At 45.1% G+C, this 18,690-nt stretch carries 13 protein-coding genes; 3 read left to right on the top strand and 10 right to left on the bottom strand.

All coding sequences use genetic code 11. The features are described from left to right. Positions 1-9: 9 nt before the first annotated feature. Both RGE70_RS17260 and RGE70_RS17255 read left to right on the top strand, forming a co-directional pair. Positions 10-1,965, top strand: coding sequence for a site-specific DNA-methyltransferase (locus RGE70_RS17260; protein WP_310472656.1), 1,956 nt, complete (start codon positions 10-12; stop codon positions 1,963-1,965). A gap of 10 nt (positions 1,966-1,975) precedes the next feature. After that, positions 1,976-5,176: a type III restriction-modification system endonuclease gene (locus tag RGE70_RS17255; RefSeq protein WP_310472655.1), complete on the top strand. Its 3,201-nt coding sequence runs from the start codon at positions 1,976-1,978 to the stop codon at positions 5,174-5,176. A 131-nt stretch (positions 5,177-5,307) separates the two neighbouring features. Here the strand turns inward: RGE70_RS17255 and RGE70_RS17250 are convergent, their stop codons facing one another. Next, positions 5,308-7,548 (bottom strand): VIT domain-containing protein, encoded by a 2,241-nt coding sequence (locus tag RGE70_RS17250; RefSeq protein ID WP_310472654.1) that lies wholly within the window; start codon positions 7,546-7,548, stop codon positions 5,308-5,310. Next, the gene (locus RGE70_RS17245; protein ID WP_310472653.1) at positions 7,545-7,973 is read right to left on the bottom strand and encodes a helix-turn-helix domain-containing protein; all 429 of its coding nucleotides are present in this window, start codon (positions 7,971-7,973) and stop codon (positions 7,545-7,547) included. The genes RGE70_RS17250 and RGE70_RS17245 overlap by 4 nt, the downstream gene beginning before the upstream one ends. 318 nt (positions 7,974-8,291) lie before the next feature. On the opposite strand from RGE70_RS17245, the gene RGE70_RS17240 reads away from it, so the two are divergent. Continuing rightward, positions 8,292-9,020 carry an amino acid adenylation gene (locus tag RGE70_RS17240; protein ID WP_310472652.1) on the top strand — a complete coding sequence of 243 codons (729 nt, stop codon included), beginning with the start codon at positions 8,292-8,294 and terminating at the stop codon, positions 9,018-9,020. A gap of 166 nt (positions 9,021-9,186) precedes the next feature. Here the strand turns inward: RGE70_RS17240 and RGE70_RS17235 are convergent, their stop codons facing one another. The 8 genes from RGE70_RS17235 to RGE70_RS17200 form a co-directional block, all read right to left on the bottom strand. Further along, the gene (locus RGE70_RS17235; protein ID WP_310472651.1) at positions 9,187-10,515 is read right to left on the bottom strand and encodes a tetratricopeptide repeat protein; all 1,329 of its coding nucleotides are present in this window, start codon (positions 10,513-10,515) and stop codon (positions 9,187-9,189) included. After that, a complete protein-coding gene (locus tag RGE70_RS17230; protein ID WP_310472650.1) occupies positions 10,515-11,150 on the bottom strand; it encodes an energy transducer TonB in 636 nt (211 codons plus the stop codon). The genes RGE70_RS17235 and RGE70_RS17230 overlap by 1 nt, the downstream gene beginning before the upstream one ends. A 2-nt stretch (positions 11,151-11,152) precedes the next feature. Then, positions 11,153-11,560, bottom strand: a complete 408-nt coding sequence (locus RGE70_RS17225; protein ID WP_310472649.1) for an ExbD/TolR family protein — start codon at positions 11,558-11,560, stop codon at positions 11,153-11,155. Then, on the bottom strand, positions 11,542-11,946 hold the full coding sequence (locus RGE70_RS17220) for a MotA/TolQ/ExbB proton channel family protein (protein WP_310472648.1): 405 nt from the start codon (positions 11,944-11,946) through the stop codon (positions 11,542-11,544). Before RGE70_RS17220 ends, RGE70_RS17225 begins: the two co-directional genes overlap by 19 nt. Beyond that, the gene (locus tag RGE70_RS17215; protein ID WP_375087870.1) at positions 11,943-13,214 is read right to left on the bottom strand and encodes a MotA/TolQ/ExbB proton channel family protein; all 1,272 of its coding nucleotides are present in this window, start codon (positions 13,212-13,214) and stop codon (positions 11,943-11,945) included. The genes RGE70_RS17220 and RGE70_RS17215 overlap by 4 nt, the downstream gene beginning before the upstream one ends. Beyond that, positions 13,211-13,963, bottom strand: coding sequence for a DUF3450 family protein (locus RGE70_RS17210; protein ID WP_310472646.1), 753 nt, complete (start codon positions 13,961-13,963; stop codon positions 13,211-13,213). Before RGE70_RS17210 ends, RGE70_RS17215 begins: the two co-directional genes overlap by 4 nt. Positions 13,964-13,974: 11 nt before the next feature. Beyond that, a complete protein-coding gene (locus RGE70_RS17205) occupies positions 13,975-15,639 on the bottom strand; it encodes an ABC transporter ATP-binding protein/permease (RefSeq protein WP_310472645.1) in 1,665 nt (554 codons plus the stop codon). A gap of 203 nt (positions 15,640-15,842) precedes the next feature. Then, a complete protein-coding gene (locus tag RGE70_RS17200) occupies positions 15,843-18,665 on the bottom strand; it encodes a M16 family metallopeptidase (protein WP_310472644.1) in 2,823 nt (940 codons plus the stop codon). Positions 18,666-18,690 lie beyond the last annotated feature (25 nt).

The raw sequence follows: 18,690 nt of genomic DNA, 5'->3' as shown, positions 1-18,690 counted from the left end.
GGCATAGTAATGAGCGAAATAGATAAAATCACGGGCAACAGCCCTGAAGCAAAAAGCTTAGATATCACGCAGCAAAACATTGAACAGCTTAAGCAGCTTTTTCCTGATGTTTTTTCTGAAAACAAGATTGATTTTGAAGCGTTGAAAGCCGTTTTAGGTGAAGAGATTGACGATTCAGAAGAACGTTACAACTTTACTTGGAATGGTAAAACGAAAGCTCGACAAATTGCTCAAACTCCATCTACAGGTACATTGCGCCCTTGTAAAGAAGAAAGCGTTAATTGGGATACAACTGAGAACTTGTTTATTGAAGGTGACAACCTTGAAGTGCTTAAGCTACTTCAAAAGTCATACCATAAACAAGTGAAGATGATCTATATAGATCCACCTTACAACACAGGTAAAGACTTTGTTTACCCTGATGATTATGCAGACAGTATTTCGAATTATCTGACTATTACAGGCCAGCAGGATATAGATGGGCTGAAATTATCAACGAACGCTGAAACGTCAGGTAGATATCATACCGAATGGCTTAATATGCTATATCCTCGATTAAAATTAGCGAGGAACTTGCTAAGTGATGACGGTGCTATTTTTATTTCTATTGACGACAATGAAATTGTCAATTTACGAAAGTTGTGTGATGAAGTTTTTGGAGAGGATAACTTTTTATCACAAATTATTGTCCAGTCAAATAAACGTGGTCAAACCTATAAGGACATAGCTAAATGTCATGAATACATATTGATATACTATAAAACTTCTGAATCTTGCTTAGGCGAGTTGGATAAAGCTAGTGAAGCTCTTCCGCATAAAGATGAGCAAGGTGGCTATGAACTTTGGGAGTTGAGGAACCGAAACCCAAAATTTGGGCGACATAACCGTCCAAATTTATTTTACCCAATTTATGTTAATGCTGATGCTTTAAACTCAGAAGGACTCGCTGAAGTTAGTTTGGAGGAATCTGAACAATTCTCTATCGAAGTATTTCCGTTAAATAGCTCTGGCGATGAAAGTTGCTGGCGATGGGGAAAGGAGAAACTTGAAAGAGAAGGTATTCGGGCGAACCCAAAAAACATTTGGGCAAAGCAAAAGCGAGATGGTAATTGGAATATTTATGAGAAATCAAGGAAAAGTACGACAAAAGCTAAGTCAATTTGGGCTGATACAGCCGTAATTAGTGAGCAAGGTACAATAGAGAGTGGAAAGCTTGGTCTTTCTGGAGTATTGGATTTTCCTAAACCAATAGAATTAGTTAAGCGTTGCATTAAGTTAGGTACAAATGACAATGACTTAATAATGGACTTTTTCTCTGGTTCTGGAACAACTTTTCACTCTATGTTGAGGTTGAATAGTGAAGATAGCTTAAATCGCAGATGTATTTCAATTCAATTACCAGAACCAACATATGAAGTTATAAAAGGTAAGAAAACACCTAAAAAATCCAGTCCAGAAGCTTTTAAGCAAGGTTTTGATACGATCGCAGACGTGTGTAAAGAGCGAATGAAAAGAGCAATCAAAGAGGTTGAACGCCCTGATTTAAACTTCGGTTTTAAAGCATTTAGATTAGATGAAACCAATATTCGCCCTTGGGATGCAGACTTTGATAATTTAGAGCAAGTTCTTCAACAAGCAACAGAATCAATTAAGGCTGATCGTTCAAGCGAAGATGTTCTGTATGAAATATTCCTAAAGTATGGCTACGACCTAACCACATCTGTAGAAACAGAAGTTGTTAACGGTAAGACTGTATTTGTTGTTGGTGCGGGTGCTTTGATTGTTTGTTTAGATGATGAAATTACTGGTGAAACGGTAGAAGGTATCGCCAAGCTGAAAGAAGAGCTAGATCCAGAAACCACCCAAGTTGTATTCAAAGATGCAGGGTTTGCTGATAGTAATGTGAAGACCAATGCCATTCAGATCTTGAAGCAAGCGGGTATTGCCGATGTTAAGAGCATTTAAGGGGTAAATCATGTCTGAAATGAAGATAAAATTTGACCCTGATTTATCACACCAAATAGATGCTATTAACGCAATTGTGGGGGTATTTGAAGGGCAAGAGGTGTTTCAATCAAACTTCTCTGTTTCAAGCAGCGCTTTAAGTCATGAGCAGCTTGGTCTATTTGCTCAAAATAACGATATCGGTGTTTCCAATGCGATAAAGCTTCTACCAGAAGAGTTATACGAGAACACTCGTAACGTTCAGCTTATTAACGGTCTACCGCAAACAGAAACAACAAAACAGGCTTTGCCAAGCCTTGATTTTACGATCGAGATGGAAACGGGTACGGGTAAAACCTACGTTTACCTTCGTAGTGCATTTGAGTTGAATCAGCGTTATGGGCTAACCAAGTTCATCATCGTTGTACCATCAGTGGCAATCAAAGAAGGTGTTTATAAATCTCTGCAAATGACGGAAGATCATTTTCGAAAAGAGTATAAAAACGTCCAGTATGATTACTTTGTGTATGATTCTTCAAAGCGTGAGCAAGTCAGAAATTTTGCTACCAATGATTATATACAGATTATGGTCATCAACATTGACGCTTTCAGTAAGTCATTCACTGACCCAGAAAAAGAAGCTAAAGCTAACCTGATTCACCGAACTGATGATCGACTCAATGGTATGAAGCCAATTGAATTCATCCAAGCAACAAATCCAGTAGTCTTGATTGATGAACCTCAGTCAGTAGCGTCTACGGCTAATCGTAAAAAAGCGATTGCAAGCTTAAATCCGCTATGTACGTTCCGCTACTCAGCAACGTTAACTGAAAGCTTCAATATGCTCTATAAGCTCGATTCAATTGATGCTTATGAGCGTAAGCTGGTTAAGCAGATAGAAGTGGCATCGATTGAAGTGCAGGACAATCATAACCAAGCCTATATCAAGCTGATTAGTGTTGATAATAAGAAATCACCAATCACCGCAAAGGTTGAAATTGACGCTCAAACCAAAACTGGAAAGCTACAACCACGTAAATCAATCACAGTTAAGAGTGGAACGGATTTATTTGAAGCTTCTGGTGGAAGAACTGTTTATGAAGGTTATGTAATCAATGACATTTACTGCGAAGAAGGTAGCGAGTATATCGACTTTACGAGTCGTGATGACATCATAGAATTAAGTCAATCCATAGGTGAAGTTGACCAAGATACTTATAAGCGATTACAAGTATCTAAGACCGTTGAAGAACATCTTGAAAAAGAGCTGAAATTTTATAGAAAAATTACGACTGGCGTAGACGTAATGGATCATTCCAAGATTCTAAGCCAGAAAGGTATTAAGGTTTTGAGCCTGTTCTTCATTGATAAAGTAGCGAATTACCGTGGCTATTCAAGTGATGGTGTGCCAGTTCAGGGTAAATTTGCCAAGTGGTTTGAAGAAGAGTTTACACAACAATTAAGAAAGCCAAAGTATCGAGTTTTATACCCTTCAATTTGGGATAAGAATGATGCAGGTAAGCCGACTTTAAATGAACATGCGCTTCAGGAACTGGCTAATTCTGTTCACAATGGTTACTTTGCTCAAGATAAGAAAAAAGATGCGTCAGGTAATCCTCTTTTCGCTGAATCGAAACTTTCAGCAAAAGGTGAAGGTGGTAAAACGGCTGCTGATGAATCTGCTTATAACTTGATTATGAAAGATAAAGAAAAGCTTTTATCAATGGATGAAAAGCTTCGATTTATCTTCTCTCACTCAGCCTTGAAAGAAGGTTGGGATAACCCTAACGTATTCCAAATTTGTACTCTAAACGAAACTAATTCTGTGATGAAGAAGCGTCAGGAGATTGGTCGTGGTTTACGTTTGGCGGTCGATCAGTCGGGTGAACGTGTACCGTATGGTTTTGAGGTTAATACTCTTACAGTTATGGCAAATGAATCTTATGATCAGTTTGTTGCTGCACTTCAAAAAGAGATTGAGGAAGAGGAAGGGATCAAGTTTGGTGCAGTTGAAAAACACCAATTTGCCAATATTGTCATTTCCTCAAATAAAGAGTCTGATGAGCATGACACTAAAGAGTTTCTTGGTGCTAAAAAATCAGAAGAGATTTATCAGCACTTAGCAGATAAAGGTTACATCGACAAAAAAGGCAAAATCTTAGATTCTCTTAAAACTGATCTGGTTGATAATACGGTTAGTTTACCTGAAAGTGTTCAAGAACATTCTGATGCGATTCTTGCAACTTTAACTAAGGTTGCTAAAGGCTTAAGCATTAAAAAACATGAAGAGAAGAAAACGGCAACACTTCGTGAAGATAATGGTAAGCAAATCGTGCTTGGGGATGATTTTAAAGCACTCTGGGACAGAATTAAGTATAAGACGACTTATCGAGTGAACTTCAGCGTTGGTGAGCTTGTACAGAAGTGCATCAAGGAAATCAGAGCATCAGTTGCGGTTGCTAGTGCGAAGTTTGAATACAAAAAAGTGAAAGTAGCGGTAACAGAAGCGGAACTTGAGACTTTTGATGAAGAGTCAAAGATCCAATACTACCGTAATCGTAACTTCCAACTTCCAGACGTAGTAACGTACCTTGAATCAAACACGAACCTAACCCGTAAGACGGTGGTAGATATCCTGCTTGGACTAGGTGATAAGTTAGAAGCATTCAAGAACAACCCACAGCGATTCATCGAGCTTGCTAGTGAAGTGATCCGTAAGCAAATGCGTTTAGCTATTGTCGATGGTATCTCATATCACAGAATTGGAGATGAAGATTACTACGCTCAGGAGTTGTTCCAAGAAGAAGAGCTTACAGGTTATCTTAAAAATATGGTTGAGGCGAACAAATCTGTTTACGATTACATCATTTGTGATTCAGATACAGAGTTTGAGTTTGCAGAAAAGCTTGAAGAATCAACAGACGTTAAGCTTTACGCCAAATTACCAGCGTGGTTTAAGATTGATACTCCATTAGGTAGTTATAACCCTGATTGGGCGGTATTGATTGATAAAGAAGATGGTATGGGTGATCAGCTCTATTTTGTAGTTGAAACTAAATCTAGTATCTTCTCTGATGATTTACGTGCTTCTGAGCAAGCTAAAATTGATTGTGGTATTGAGCACTTTAAAGCGTTATCACAAGACAAGCATGGTAACGTTTTAGATAACCCAGCCAAGTTTGTTAAAGCAGATGGTTACAATACTTTTTCTACATATTTACACGAGTCTTAAAATTCTAATTTAAAGCAAAAGAGTGTCTGCAGAGACACTCTTTTAGTCATGAACTACTTATAATATAAGAGGGGTCAGAGTGGGTAAGGCCGAACCATTTTTCTTCGTGAAGAATCGTTCGGCCTTTATTTTTAGTTTGCTGTATGTGCCATTTCTTGTGTCATCATTTCTCTGACGTTATTGATCAGTTCTGCACTGACCTCTAACTCTTTGCATAACAATCTTATTAACCTTGTGACGTGGCGGCTAAAGGGTTCGTCAGGGTTGAATTCGTTATAAATACTTAGCCATGCGGCAACGAGCTTTTGTTCGTTGTAACCGGCATATTCCAGTTGGTATAGAATTTCAATAACAGCGTCGTCTTCACCGAGTTCGTCAATATCAAAAATATCAAATTCGCTCATGCCCATGGGGTTGTCTGGGGTGAAGTCGTCATTAAGCGCACTGGCGAGTGATATTGGTGTTTCTTCGGGTTGATATCGCTTTAGTTTTTGTAAAAACGGCGGGATGTCGAGTAAGTCTGATGTTGTAGGTAAGCCGTAAGCTTTTTCAGATTCAAAAATAGGTACGCCGCTGCAAGTGGTGACAAGGTCACTGGCGGATTTATATGTTTCAACGGTGCCCAAGCCACTTTGGCCTGCAGGTAATTGGTGGGGTATTGCATTTAATGTTGGCAAGTCTAGCGCATTGGTTTGCGTGTTTGTTTTTACCAGTATGTAACTGGTGGCTGCGGTTACGAGTTGGTATTTTTCGGCAATCTGCACCGCTTCACTTTCGCTAACTTGGGTAAGCCGGTCGTGGGCGGCCAGCCTGGCGAGTAAGCCATTGTCGTTTAGTTTTTGTGTAACGGTAATGGTTGCGCCATACATCTCTTTTTCATTTTTTGCTTCGTTAAATTCGCCTTCGTAATACAGGTCGGCCGATGCCGCTGGGTAGCCTTCGTACTGGGTAAAGGCATTAACGGTATCACCCAAAAACAGCGGGCTTTTGTGTGGAGGCAGCGGGTCAAAACAAAGTGGCGCGGAATATTTGTCGCTGAGACACAGTTGCGGGTCGGTCAGCAGAGTTTGTTTTATGCGCTTAAAGTGCTGCACAATGCGTGTGCTCATAACTTCGTTAGGGGTTACAAAGTCACTGGCGCCTTGGGTGGCGGAGGCCAGTTTTGATAAAAAGGCTTCGCTAACGGCACTGCCAACGCCAATTACAAAGTGGCGATGATTCGAGTTGGCTGCATTGTTGATTATTTCGTCTTCATCCCAGACTTGGCCATCGGTAATAAGTAGTAGGTCGGTGGGCAGTGTTACTGGTGTGTATGAGTTATACGCGGCATTTAATGCCGACTTAATTTCTGTTCCACCTAGGTTTGCTTCTAGGTTATGTAGTTGCCTATGAGCTATTTGAATATTGGCGCTAGTGGCTAATACTGACTCGTTAAACATCTGCTGGTGGGTTGACCCAAATAAGATGATGTTAAACCAGTCATCACTTTTAAGTTGGTTAACGACTTCGATAAGTGCAATGCGCGCTTGTTTTATTGAGTCGCCAATCATTGAACCTGAGCAGTCGACCACGATTTTTATGCAGTGTGGCTTAGGTGCGGGCTCGGGGGCTGCTTCAAGCGTTGGTATAAACGAGGTTAGTGCAACGGTATTTTCGCCTTCACTAGCCCAGTAACCTTCACCTACGTATCCGTTAGGTTTGGCGAGTTCTAAAATAAAGTCGCGGTCCATGGGTTGTGGGCCGTTAAAGCTCACTTGCATAACTTGGTTGTTAATGTGGTGCTGTATTTCATGCGTTGGGCTGTGAATGCGGGTGCCTGCTAGTAGCCCTTCAATTACGATTGAAAACGTTGATTTGTATGCGGCGGTTAACCCATGTTGTGGAATTTGGTGTTCAGCAATGTTGGCCTGTTGCGGCGTGCCATATCTTGGGGCGATGGTGGTGGGGAGGTAAAAACGTAGGCTGTCGGCTTGCCACTGGTGTAGTTGTGCGTAGCAAAAGGTAATATTGGCGCTTTCTCCGGCCAATAGGTTGCCTAGGTTTATACAATAAAGGCCGTCGCTAATTTTGCTGAGCATAACGGCGGTATCACCACTGACTATGGCTTGCTCGTAATCTTCTTCAGCTGCGCTATTTGCTTTTACAATCCCTTGTAGTTGTTCGCCGTTAATGTTGATTTCAAGCGAGGTGAGCACGGCGTCTATTGGTAGTGGAAAGGTGTATACGGTTTCTATATTGGTGTCTGAGCTATTGTGGTATTGCTGCTGTATTTTTACTTCTGACAGTACACCGGTGAGCTTGGCGGTGATATCAACGGCCTTTAGCGCTATTTGTTGGCCTGATAATGATGTTAAACCTATTTCACTGTTCATTTCTCTTCCTTGTCGTTAGACGTAATGCGTTGGTACAACGAGATCACTTCGAGTGTTAACTGCTTAGCTTGTTCGGGCGTTAACCCTGCTTGGCTAGGGTTGAGCGTTAGCGATATGCCTTCGTCGATATGTATGTGGCTGCAAACTTGTATGTCGCCAGGTTTGGCACGTTTTAGTGGTGGTAACGGCTTGCTACCGCTTTGGTCGCCGAGTAACTCGCTAATGCGTTCGAGCGATAAACCGGCGCTTTGCCATTTTTTTATTTCGAGCAGTCGCTCTATATGTTGTTGTGTATAAAACGCGCCACGACCACTGCCTTCGGGCGCGGGTATTAGCGACTTCTGAATATAGAAGCGTATTGTGCGCGGGGGCAGCTCTATTAGCTGGCAAAGATCATTTAAGGTGTAGCGGTTTATTTTTTTCATGACACCAATACTAGACAGTGTTACTGTTTAGATCAACTGTTAAGTTTAAATGATGCTTGCTTTAATTTTATATAAGCGCTTGTTGTTAAAGGGTTGGTTAATTGTGGCGGCACATAAGTTTGTTCATCACCCAGTCGGGTGGTCACAGGAATGTAGTGGCTACATTACCGTTGGGTTAGACCATGCAAGAGTGTAAAAACTAAATATCTTGTAAGGAATACGGCTTATGGGCAAAGTGTAGGCGGGTGGTAACAGCTTTTTATGCGGTTGCCATACGTACTGTAATTGGTGTTAAACCCATTAATGTGAGGTCTAGCGGTGGCGCTATTTTTAAGTTTATCGAATCCTCTTTGTAAAATGTTGGCGCAACCTTTTGAGCGCATTACCGATGCCGAAGGCTGCAACCCCGGCGTGCAGCCCATAACCACTAACGCTAACCGTATTAGTTGGCAGGCGCAGGTGGTGCATCTATCTGGTAATGAATGGCAACCTTATAGCGATGGCAGTTGGCTGGTGGTGTTTATGGAGTCTTATAGCCGCTACTGTATGGTGATTCATTACCCCATCAAACCCAGCTGGCAGCAGCTACAGCAAGATTTTTATAACCAGTGGAAACTACACTCAATTGCGTGGTTGCGGGCAAATCGGTTTATAAGAAATGATTATGACGGTATGCAGGTGCTCGATAATATTGAGGCGTATGTTGAGCAAACCAAGCTGTACTGTTTTAGAAACCTCGACCGTAGTATTAGCACGCATATTAGTGAGGTTAAGTATTACCTGCATGCGTTGTTTGATGACCATAAACCGGCTGTTTTTAACAATGATGAGGCGTGGGAACTAAGCCATTATATTAACCAGCAGCCGCGTAAAGTCGCTGGGCAGCGCGGTAAAAAGCATGAGTTTATTCCTGTTGAGCGGTTTATTGATGATGCTTTGTTCCGCTTTGGCGGTGGTCTTTGTGACCAAGCTATACCCAATGTTAAATCTGGCGATTTTCCTTGCCCGTATCCTTTATCCCCTTCGCTAGAGGTGATTAAGTCGTGACTTAAGGTTGGCGTGTTAGCTGATGTATTGATTCTGGTTGTGCGCCCGCAATACCTTGTTATTTGAGCTTAAATAATCCGACCTTGGTACCTAATGGGTAACAAGGTCGGATTTTTTATTGGAAGGCGAGCAGTACTATTTACCGCTGCCATTTATGTTGTCTGCATTAGCTTTGGCTTTGTACCATCGTGCTGACTCGTGCCAAATTGTCGCGCAGTTGTAAGTCATTAGGAGACTGCTTTACTGCTTGACGTAATAGCTGTTCGGCGCGTTGATATGCCTGCTGCTCAAGTAATAATTGGGCGTGGCGTTGTAAGGCTTCTAACTGAACAGATGGCAATGCAGCGGCGCGGCGATACAATATTTCTGCTTGTACTGGTTCGCTGGTTTCATGGTGTTTTGCTAGCGCGATCAGCGCGGAGCCATTAAGCGGATCTAGTTGTAATGCTTGCTTAAGCAGTCCAGTTTGTTGGTGTGGCTTATTGGTCATTAACCCCGCTTGGCTGCTAAGCCCACGGCTACGTTGGCTGGCACTGAGTGATTGACTCTTCAACAAGATTGTTAGTATTTCAGCGGCTTGTTTAGTTTGTTGTTGCCCAATGAGGTAATCGGCTATTTCAAGTAATCGTTGTTCACGGCCTGCAACACCATTGGTTAGTAGCTGGCGTAAATGCGGTTGAGCCAAAGTGTAATGCCCTTGGTCAAAGTACAGCTGGGTTAGCTGCCATTGCACTGCTTCGGAGGGTTGTAGCTGTTGCGCTGTTTCTAAACTCGCAATGGCTTGTGTCCAAAGTTGTTGTCGCTGCGCTAGGCTGGCGCGTAGCCTATGTAGCTTGGCGTCTTCTGGCGTAGCAGACAGTAGTTGTTCGGTTAGGGAGTTTGCGAGTGCATTGTCTCCGGCCGCCATTGCTGCGTGTAATAGGCCGCGCTGCCATTGTGGATTGTCGCCGGCTAACATTAGTGCGTGGCTATAGGCCGCTTTTGCTGCTTGTGGTTGCTGGCTTTGTAGGTATCCGTAACCCAACATGGCGTACACTTGCGCCGGTGCGCCTTGGCTCGCTGCTTGGCGAAGGTGAGGCCGTGCGGCATTTACATCGCCTTGCTGGGTGAGTAACAACCCTAGTGACTCGTGAGCGCGGGTAAAGTGTGGCAGCAATGCTATTGCCTGTTGCAGCGATGTAACTGCCGGCGTTGTTAGCCCTTGCTGTTGTTGCAGCTGAGCCAATGAAAACCATAACGCCGCCGTTGGGCTTCGTGTTAGCTGCAGGTTTAATTCTGCCATGGCATCGGCTTCGCGCTGCTGCTTTACCAAGTCAACCACATTGTTAAGCACCTGATATTCAGCTTGAGTGATTTTTGGCTCCCGTTGTTGATAAGCTATCGAGCTAAAATCAAACTGTAATTGGCCGCCATCCCAATGGAAGTCTTCAGCTGCTTCACTCGTGCTAAAAGTAAGGCTGCAAACCATTAAAACTATAAAAATACTATTTTTCATTAAGATACCTTTAGAGGCCAAAGAAACTCAGCCTTAACCTTGGTGCTTTCTCGGCGGGGTGAACTAAAGCGTGCTTGGCTGACAATTTGATCGACCAAGCGGGTTAATTCGGGATATTGAGCCTGGGCTATATTGACCAATTCAACCTGACCACTTTCGTGGATGATAACGTGCAATTTTAGCTGCCCTTCACGGATCCCTTGTTGTCGTAACTGCGCAGGTAAGCGTACTGAAATAGGGGTGAGTAGCCGTGGCATTTCATCTAATTCGTTCAGACTAAATGTACTGATGGCCGCCATTAATGCCTCAGTGTCGAAGCTTATCGATTCGGCTAGCGGCGCGGTACTTAGTGCGTTCGGTGCGGTGAGCTCTGGTAGGGGCACGTCTAGTTGGGTGACTTCGAGTTGCATTGGCGCTTTGGCGGCCGACACCACTAAATTGACCGCAGCACTTTGTTGCGGCTGCGACTGGCTTGGTGGCGGCGGAGGTGGTGGCGGCAAAACAGCGGTAGATAACTGCCGGATCAATAAAGATTGCTGCGGCGCTGGTGGCGCAGTTTGTACGTGCAGTAACCACCATAACCCTGTTAGTAGTGTAAGCGCTGCCACGCTGTTGGTTCCCCAACGTAACATCATGATTAAGCTCCCGACTTAGTTGCAACGCTAACCTGACCAAAGCCAGCTAACTTGCACAAGTCCACTAGCTGGATTAAAGATTCGGTTAAGCTGTGTTTGTCGGCTTGCACAATTACGGCGCTACGGCCTTTGCGCAATTGTTGCTTTAACATTGGGGTGACTCCCGCCATGCCAATTTGCATTCCCCCATGCCAAACTTCACCTTCGGCACTCAGGGCTATTAACACCGCTTGTTGCTGAGCATCTCCTTGGCTGACGCTGGCTGGGCGGTCAACTTCAATGCCTGTATCTTGCACAAAAACTGCTGAAACTATGAAAAAAATCAGCAAAATAAACACCACATCGAGCAAGGGGCCAATATCAATGGTTAGGTTTTGATTGCCACTGTCGGTTATTGAATGTCGATGCATGTCGCCTCCAGTGTTTCGCGTTCACAGCGGCGCTGGCACAGCATTAATAACAGCAGCGCTGGTAGTGCGGTGGTTAGCCCTAGTTGCGTGGTGAGCAAGGCTTCGGCTATACCGCCAGTTAGCAGCTGCTGATCGCCGTATGCAAGCCCATTGAAGCTATCAAATAAACCACTAACGGTTCCTAATAGGCCAAGTAAGGGCAACACTGTTACCCAGGCTGCAAGCTGTTGGCTACGCAGTAGGCATAAGCTCAACTGACTTGCAGATTGAGGTTTACGAGTAAACAGCTGTTGCAGTAAATCGAAAATCTGCCAGTAAATAGCTAATGCCAATAAGCTGATTAACCCCAAAATGGTGCCGTTGGCAGACATGAGTTGTTCAATCATTCTGCCTCCTTGTTGGGTTTGCTATTAATGGCGCTATTCACCGCGCTGAGTTCAGCCAGTAGCACGGTATCGGCTTCTAATTGGGCCAAATAGGCTTGGTGGCGACGGTTAATGTAGGCGTGTAATAGCAATGTTGGCACTGCCACAATCAAACCTAGTTCGGTTGTTACTAGGGCTTCTGAAATGCCACCTGCCAACATGTTTTGGTCTTGATTACCAAATAGGTTCATCATTTCAAAGGTATGGATCATGCCGCTTACCGTACCTAAAAGGCCCAATAATGGAGCCACTGCTGCGGTTGCTGCTAGCACCACCATTTTGCTGTCTAATATGGATTTCCATTGCAATAATTGGTGGTGCAATTTATCGGCAAGTGCTTCGTGCGGCCAGTGGCGGTGGCTATTTGCCAGTTCGAACAATTGCTGCTGCCAACCACCGCTTACGGGCTGTTCACCGTCTAAAGCGCGTTGCGCCAATTGTGGTTGTAGCTTGGTCATTCGAGTTAACGCGAGCAATTTATACAGCGCAACTAATAGCGCAAACGCCCCTAGCGTTAAGATGGGGTAAACCCACATACCACCGCGCTCAAGTTTTGCCAGCCAGCCAGCTTGCTTGGCAGCAATACGAATAGCTTTGTCTTGGCTGATGTCTACAGGCATGGCTAATGGGTTACTAAGTAGTTGTGGCGACGGCATGACTAACTCTGCTGGGCTAGTGATAGGGTCGGCAATGTAGCCTTGCTCTAGGGGGCTTAAAAACCAGCTTAGCGGCCCAAGTGTAAGTTGCTTACCTGTTACCATGCGGCCATCAATCCCGACCACTTCGGTTGCGGTCCAAGCTGGGCGGACTGCTAGCCCAAGGGCTTGTAAGCGATGACTAAATTGCTGCGGGTCATTAATATCGACACCGCTACCTAAGTAACGCTCGCGTAAATTGTCGATGTAGCGGGTTTGCTGTTGCCACTGGCTTAAGCGTTGCTGCAGGCTTTTTAGCGATACGAACTGCTCATCTTTGCCCCGAGTATGCCCGGCGAGCTGTTGGCGTAGCGCCACCAGTTCACCTTCTAATGTTTGTAATTTTTGTAGCTGAGGTTGGCGCTGTTTAAGTAGATCAGCGCTGACCTGTTGGTGCCGAGCTTGCGCATCAGCCAAGCGCTGTTCAAACTCGGCACTCACTTGCGCTATCGACGGCTTAGCGTGCGTCACCAATGGCAATACCATTAATGCAGCTCCTATCAATGCGATAAGTCTTGTAAAGCAATTATTCATGGTGTTGCCTCCGCAACGGCTGACAGCGGTAAAGTGACAAACTCAACAGGTTGCTTGCCTTGATAAATAGCAAACGCTTGATTGATTTCAGCCTGATGCTTTTGTGCACTACGCCATTGCCACTGACCATTGATTGCATGGCCAATACCTACACCGCTGCCATCTGGCAGGCGATAATAGCCCTGCGCTAAACCGATAAACAATTGCTGTACCCGCCAACTTTCGCCTTGATGCATTAGCGTGTCTTCATGCAAGTTGATGCTGCTATTAAATTCTTCCAAGCGAGACAAAATGGCGATTAAAGTGCCATAGCGCTCGCTTAAGCCTAATTGCAGGTTAGCTAATTGCGCTGACTGGTCTTGCAACCCTTGCTGCACAGGTGGTGGAAGTTGTTGCCATAGTGCATTAACCAGCTGTAGCCCTTGTGCTAGCTGTTGCTCATATAGCTCGGTTTGTTGCTCTTGTTCCACTTGGGCTGCAAGTAACTCGGTACGTTGCTGATCAACTTCATCTTGCTGTTGCTGTTGCCTATTAAGGGCGTTAGTCAACGCTTTATGCTCTTGCTGGTACAGTGCGATTAAACGCTGATTATCAATCAGCGATTGCTGCGCTTCTTGCTGCAGGCTGACGGTTGCCTGTTCTACTTGCAGCTGCTGCGCGATTAAACGGTCAATCTTGGTCAGTTCAGGCGTTGCCGCTTGCACTGTGCTTACCCAGCACGCCGCGAGGATCAATGATGTACGTAACATAGTCAGCTCCTTCACTGGGTTACCGCAAAGCGGCCCAAATCAAGGTGACGCTCGAACAATGGCTGTAAGCTTTGTTGGTGAGACACCATCATTAATGTGGTTTGTGGTAGTTGCTGCTTGATGGTTTCAAGTAATGCTTTTGCCCCTAATTCATCAAGGCTGCTGGTTGCTTCATCAAGGATTAAGGTGTCAGGCTGTGCCAGTAGGGCGCGTGCCATACTGAGGCGTTGCTGCTCACCACCAGACAAACGTTGCTGCCACTCACCTTGGTGCTCAAGGTTGGTGGCTAAATGGGCTAAGCCGACAAGGTTAAGCACGCGTGCTAAATCGGTATCTTGGTAGCATTGCTCACTCGGATAGCTTAGGCAGCTGCGCAATGTGCCTGCAGGTAAGTAAGGCTTTTGCGGCATTAGCATGGTTTGGCCTTCGGCTAATTCAAACTGACCTTGATAAAAAGGCCATATTCCCGCAAGAGTGCGCAGTAGTGACGACTTACCTAAACCACTTACACCAGAGATGAGTAACTGTGAGTGCGGTGGTAGGCTAAGCTCGACTTTATCGAGCAGCTTTTTGCCATCAGGGGTAAACAAATCAAGCTGCTGGCAATTAAGTTGTTGCTGTTTGCTCGGCTGCGGTAATGGTGGCTGTTTTTCCATTGCTTCTTCAAATTGTGCAACACGCGCAACGGTTGCCGACCATCGGGTTAGGTGTTCGTAACTATGCACAAACCAACTAAACCCGGCGTATACCTTCATAAAGGCCATGCGAACTTGAAATAAGCCACCAAGGGTAATAATTTGCGCCATTAGCGCTGGTATTCCTGCAAACAAAGGCATCATTTTGGCTGTTTGGTGATAGCTATTAACCACTAGACCGAGGTTTTTGCGGCGGTTCATCAATAAGCCCCAGTTACTGACAATATCAGCGAAACTGCGATTTAGGTGCTGTAGTTCATTCGCTTCACCTTTGAACAAAGCGATCTGTTCTGCATTGTCACGTTTGCGTAGTAAGCTGGCACGAAAATTAGCTTCTTTGCTTTGTTGTTGATAATTCAGTCCATGCAATTTATAACCAAATAATTGGGTCACACCTGTGCCCACAATGGCGTAAATTAAAGCAATCCAGAACAGGTAGCCTGCTACGTGGTAAACCTCACCGCCCCATGGAATACCAATATCGCCTGATAGTTCCCACAGCACAGAGCTAAAGGCAATCAGCACTGCGGCTGAACGAATGCCGCCAATAAATAGCTCAACGCTATCACTGGTGAGTAAACGTGCGTCTTCTGCGATACGTTGATCAGGGTTATCGGGTTCATCGCCTAAGGTCATTCGGTAATGCGTGCCATTAGCAAACCAGCGGCCAAGCAAGCGTTCTGTCATCCATTTGCGCCAGCGGATCTGTACTAGCTGCGATAGCCAATCGGCATAAACCAGTAGTAAAACAATCACGGCTACTAACCAGCAAAAATCCAGAAGTAGCGGGTAGATAGCATCGACTTTAAGTTCGGCCAGTGCGTCGTAGAACTCGCGGTTCCACTCATTGAGCCACACGGTGATCTCGACCATCGTCAGGCTGGCACCGACCGACATTCCTAGTAACACCCATGAGTACCAGTTCGCTTTATTAAACCAGTACGGAGCCGCTAAGCGCCAAAACTGTTTTAGAAGTTCCATAGACCAATTTGCCTCGGTAATCACCGGGCCCTCAATTGATACCTACCCGACCAGAGCGTGCTGGTGGGAGAATAATTAGCTTAAATTAAGGGGGTTAATGCTCATGCGTCGCAGGCGGCATCAACAATCCCCATTGTTAACATCAATAAAACCCATTGAAGAAGGCGCTGTGTAACGAACGCCTTCAAGCAAGAAATTTATGGTTAACTTTTATTTTCAGGAAGTAACAAGGCGTCGATGACGTTGTTTGTACCTAGAATTGTGGTCGCCATTGGCTGCAGATCTGCAGGGGTTACTTTGTTCAACCATGTTAGATAGGTCGCTGGTACGTCACGGTACTGGTCTTCAGCAGCCATTTCGGTTAACCAGCGATAACGGTCTCGGTTGCTAATGGCTTCAGGTTTAAGCCCGCTGATAATTTGTTCCCGTATGGTGTCTAGCTCTTTTTGGGTTACGCCATTGGCTGCCACGTTAGCGGTAATAGCCAATGCCATTTCTTTTAGCTCTTCTGCACGCTCAGGTTGGTGAGAGTAGCTGATCATGCCGTAAGCCTGTTGACGGGAACGGTCAAGGTTAATCCCAAATCGTGTACTGTAAACACCACCGGCTTTTTCGCGTAATTGCTCACGCATTCGCAGTGACACGACTCGTGTTAATAGGTACGCCTGATATTCAGCTTCTTTGCTGTACGGGTAATCAACGTTAAATAACACGCTGGTTACCCCTTGTGGCTCTTCGCCACCTTCAACTAATACTCGATGGCGGCCTGAAGCCAGTGGCGGTTTGGTGGGTTCGCTATGAGCTTTACCTGCTGGTAGTTGGCCAATATAACGACTGGCCAATTCGATCACTGATTTTGCGTCAATATCACCCATCACAATTAATTGATGGCCTGCGGCAGTGCCGAATACGCCTTGGTAGGCGTTGAGCAGCTGTTGAGGTTTAATGACTAGTAGTTCTTCTGCGGTCATGGGTTGTTCAGACGGAGAATTGGCAAAGCGTAAGCGGTCGATTTGTTGATTAAAATTGTTCGATGGGCTGTCTTTACGACGTTCGATGTTACGCGCTAAGAATGTCTGTTTAGCTTGCCAAAGTGTATCGTCAACTTGAGGGGCCGTTAACATCAGGTTTAGGTTTTGTAGCCACGCTTCAACCGACGTTTTTTGTGCACTACCAAATACACCTTGTCGAGTGAGTTCGACGTAAGGGATTTGATTCATATTGTGATCAGCATTGAGTGCAATTAGCGCTTCGGCTGAAAATCCACCGTAACCAAATGTTTTTAAGTTGCGAGCCGCGAGAGTTGCTGCGCGACGTTCTGACTGTGGTAGTTGCATGGTGCCACCATAGCCTTGCCATCTTAGTTGTACTTGGTTAGCCGACTCATCACTGTACTGGTACCAAACTTCTGCACCGTTAGCTAAGGTCCACTTTTGGATGTCTCCAAAATCTTGATGCGCTACGATTTCAATGGCTTCAGGGGCTTTTTCAAACAGGCTTTGTGGCAATACTTGCTGGGCAATAGCGGCTGGTGGGTTTGCCAAGGCTGTTTTCCACATCTGTTTAACTTGCTCAACCTTTGGTTGTGCTTTGGCATTGTCATTATTGATTTGAGATATCACCAATGGCGTGCGCTGGTTTACCGCCTTAGTAAAGGCTTGGTTAACGTCTTCGATACGGATTTCACCCATTAAGCGCTGGGCTACATCATTGAAATCAGTCATCTTAACGAGTGGCTTTTGCATGCGGATTTGGTTGAATAATCCCATCATCTGGCGACTGTTTTTTGCACCTGTCTGTCCGTCAGCCATTGTGCGGTAGCGGCTCGACATTTCCTTGCGGGCGGTGTCTAAGTCACGTTGACTAAAGCCATGTGCGGCATAGCGGCTTATCTCGGTAAATAGCTCTTCCATGCCATTGAGATAGTTTCCCTCTTTTAGAATCGCCATTACGCGGTTATTGCTGTAGCCCGTAGCCAACGGTGTGGCGCTTGCGACCATGCGACTCACGTAGTCGCTTTCTGTACGGTATTGCTCTCGTAAACGGTTGTCGAGCATGGACATTGCTAAGCTGTTTAATAGTTCAGTTTTTAGCTCCGCTTCGCTGTGAGCTTCAGCTTGTTGACCGCGCAGGTTAACTGACAGTACTTCTGTCGTAATTTCGGGATCTTCAATTGTTTTAAACTGCAATTGCTCTGGTAAAGGTACCGACAGATCGGGGCGGGCGGGTAAGGTTTTGGCTGGCATCGCTGCAAAATGTTTATTAAGTAGCGCTTCTACCTGTGGCTTGTCGATGCTACCAATCACTAGCATTGTCATATTGTTGGGGTGGTACCAGTCTTGATAGAAAGCTTCAATGCGCTTTGCGTCAATATGACGTACTAGTTCCATGTCCCCAATTGGATTACGGTCGCCAAAGCGACTACCTTCAAGAGTTATTTGACGGTTGGCTGTGCCTAAGCGCGCCATCATATTGAGGCCGCGGCGCCACTCTTCTTCAACGACGGGGCGTTCTTTTTCTAGCTCGGCTGGGTCGAACGTTAGCGCGCTAATTTGTTGAGAGAACATAGTGAATGCTTCATCCATCATCTGTTCACTATTGTTTGGTAGATGGAGGTAGTACGAGGTGGTGTAATACTCTGTCATGGCGTTAACGTCACGGCCAAATACCATTCCAAGTGACTCTTGATGTTCGATAATTCCATTGGCTGGAAACTTTTCAGTGCCGTTAAAGGCCATGTGCTCTACTAGGTGAGCAATGCCTTTTTGGTCATCGGCTTCAACTAAAGAGCCGGCGTGTACAATTAGCTGCATTGATACGCGATCGGCTGGCTCTGCGTTAGGTAACACTATGTATTTCATACCATTGGCTAGCGTGCCTTGTTGAATGTCACTGCGTAGTGGCAGTGGTACCGATTCGTTCGCCAGCGCTGCAATAGGGGCGTCACTCGTGACAGGTAAAGTAGGGTTGCTACAGCCAGTAAATAGAGCTGCGGCAATCAGCACGCTTAAGGGAAGCTTGTTCATAAAAACCTTATATAATAGAAATAGA

The organism is Shewanella youngdeokensis (assembly GCF_033180165.1).
In the GTDB taxonomy this organism is placed as follows: Bacteria; Pseudomonadota; Gammaproteobacteria; order Enterobacterales; family Shewanellaceae; genus Shewanella; species Shewanella youngdeokensis.
The sequence above is the reverse complement of the archived record's forward strand: the minus strand, read 5'-3'. Positions and strand labels throughout refer to the sequence as shown.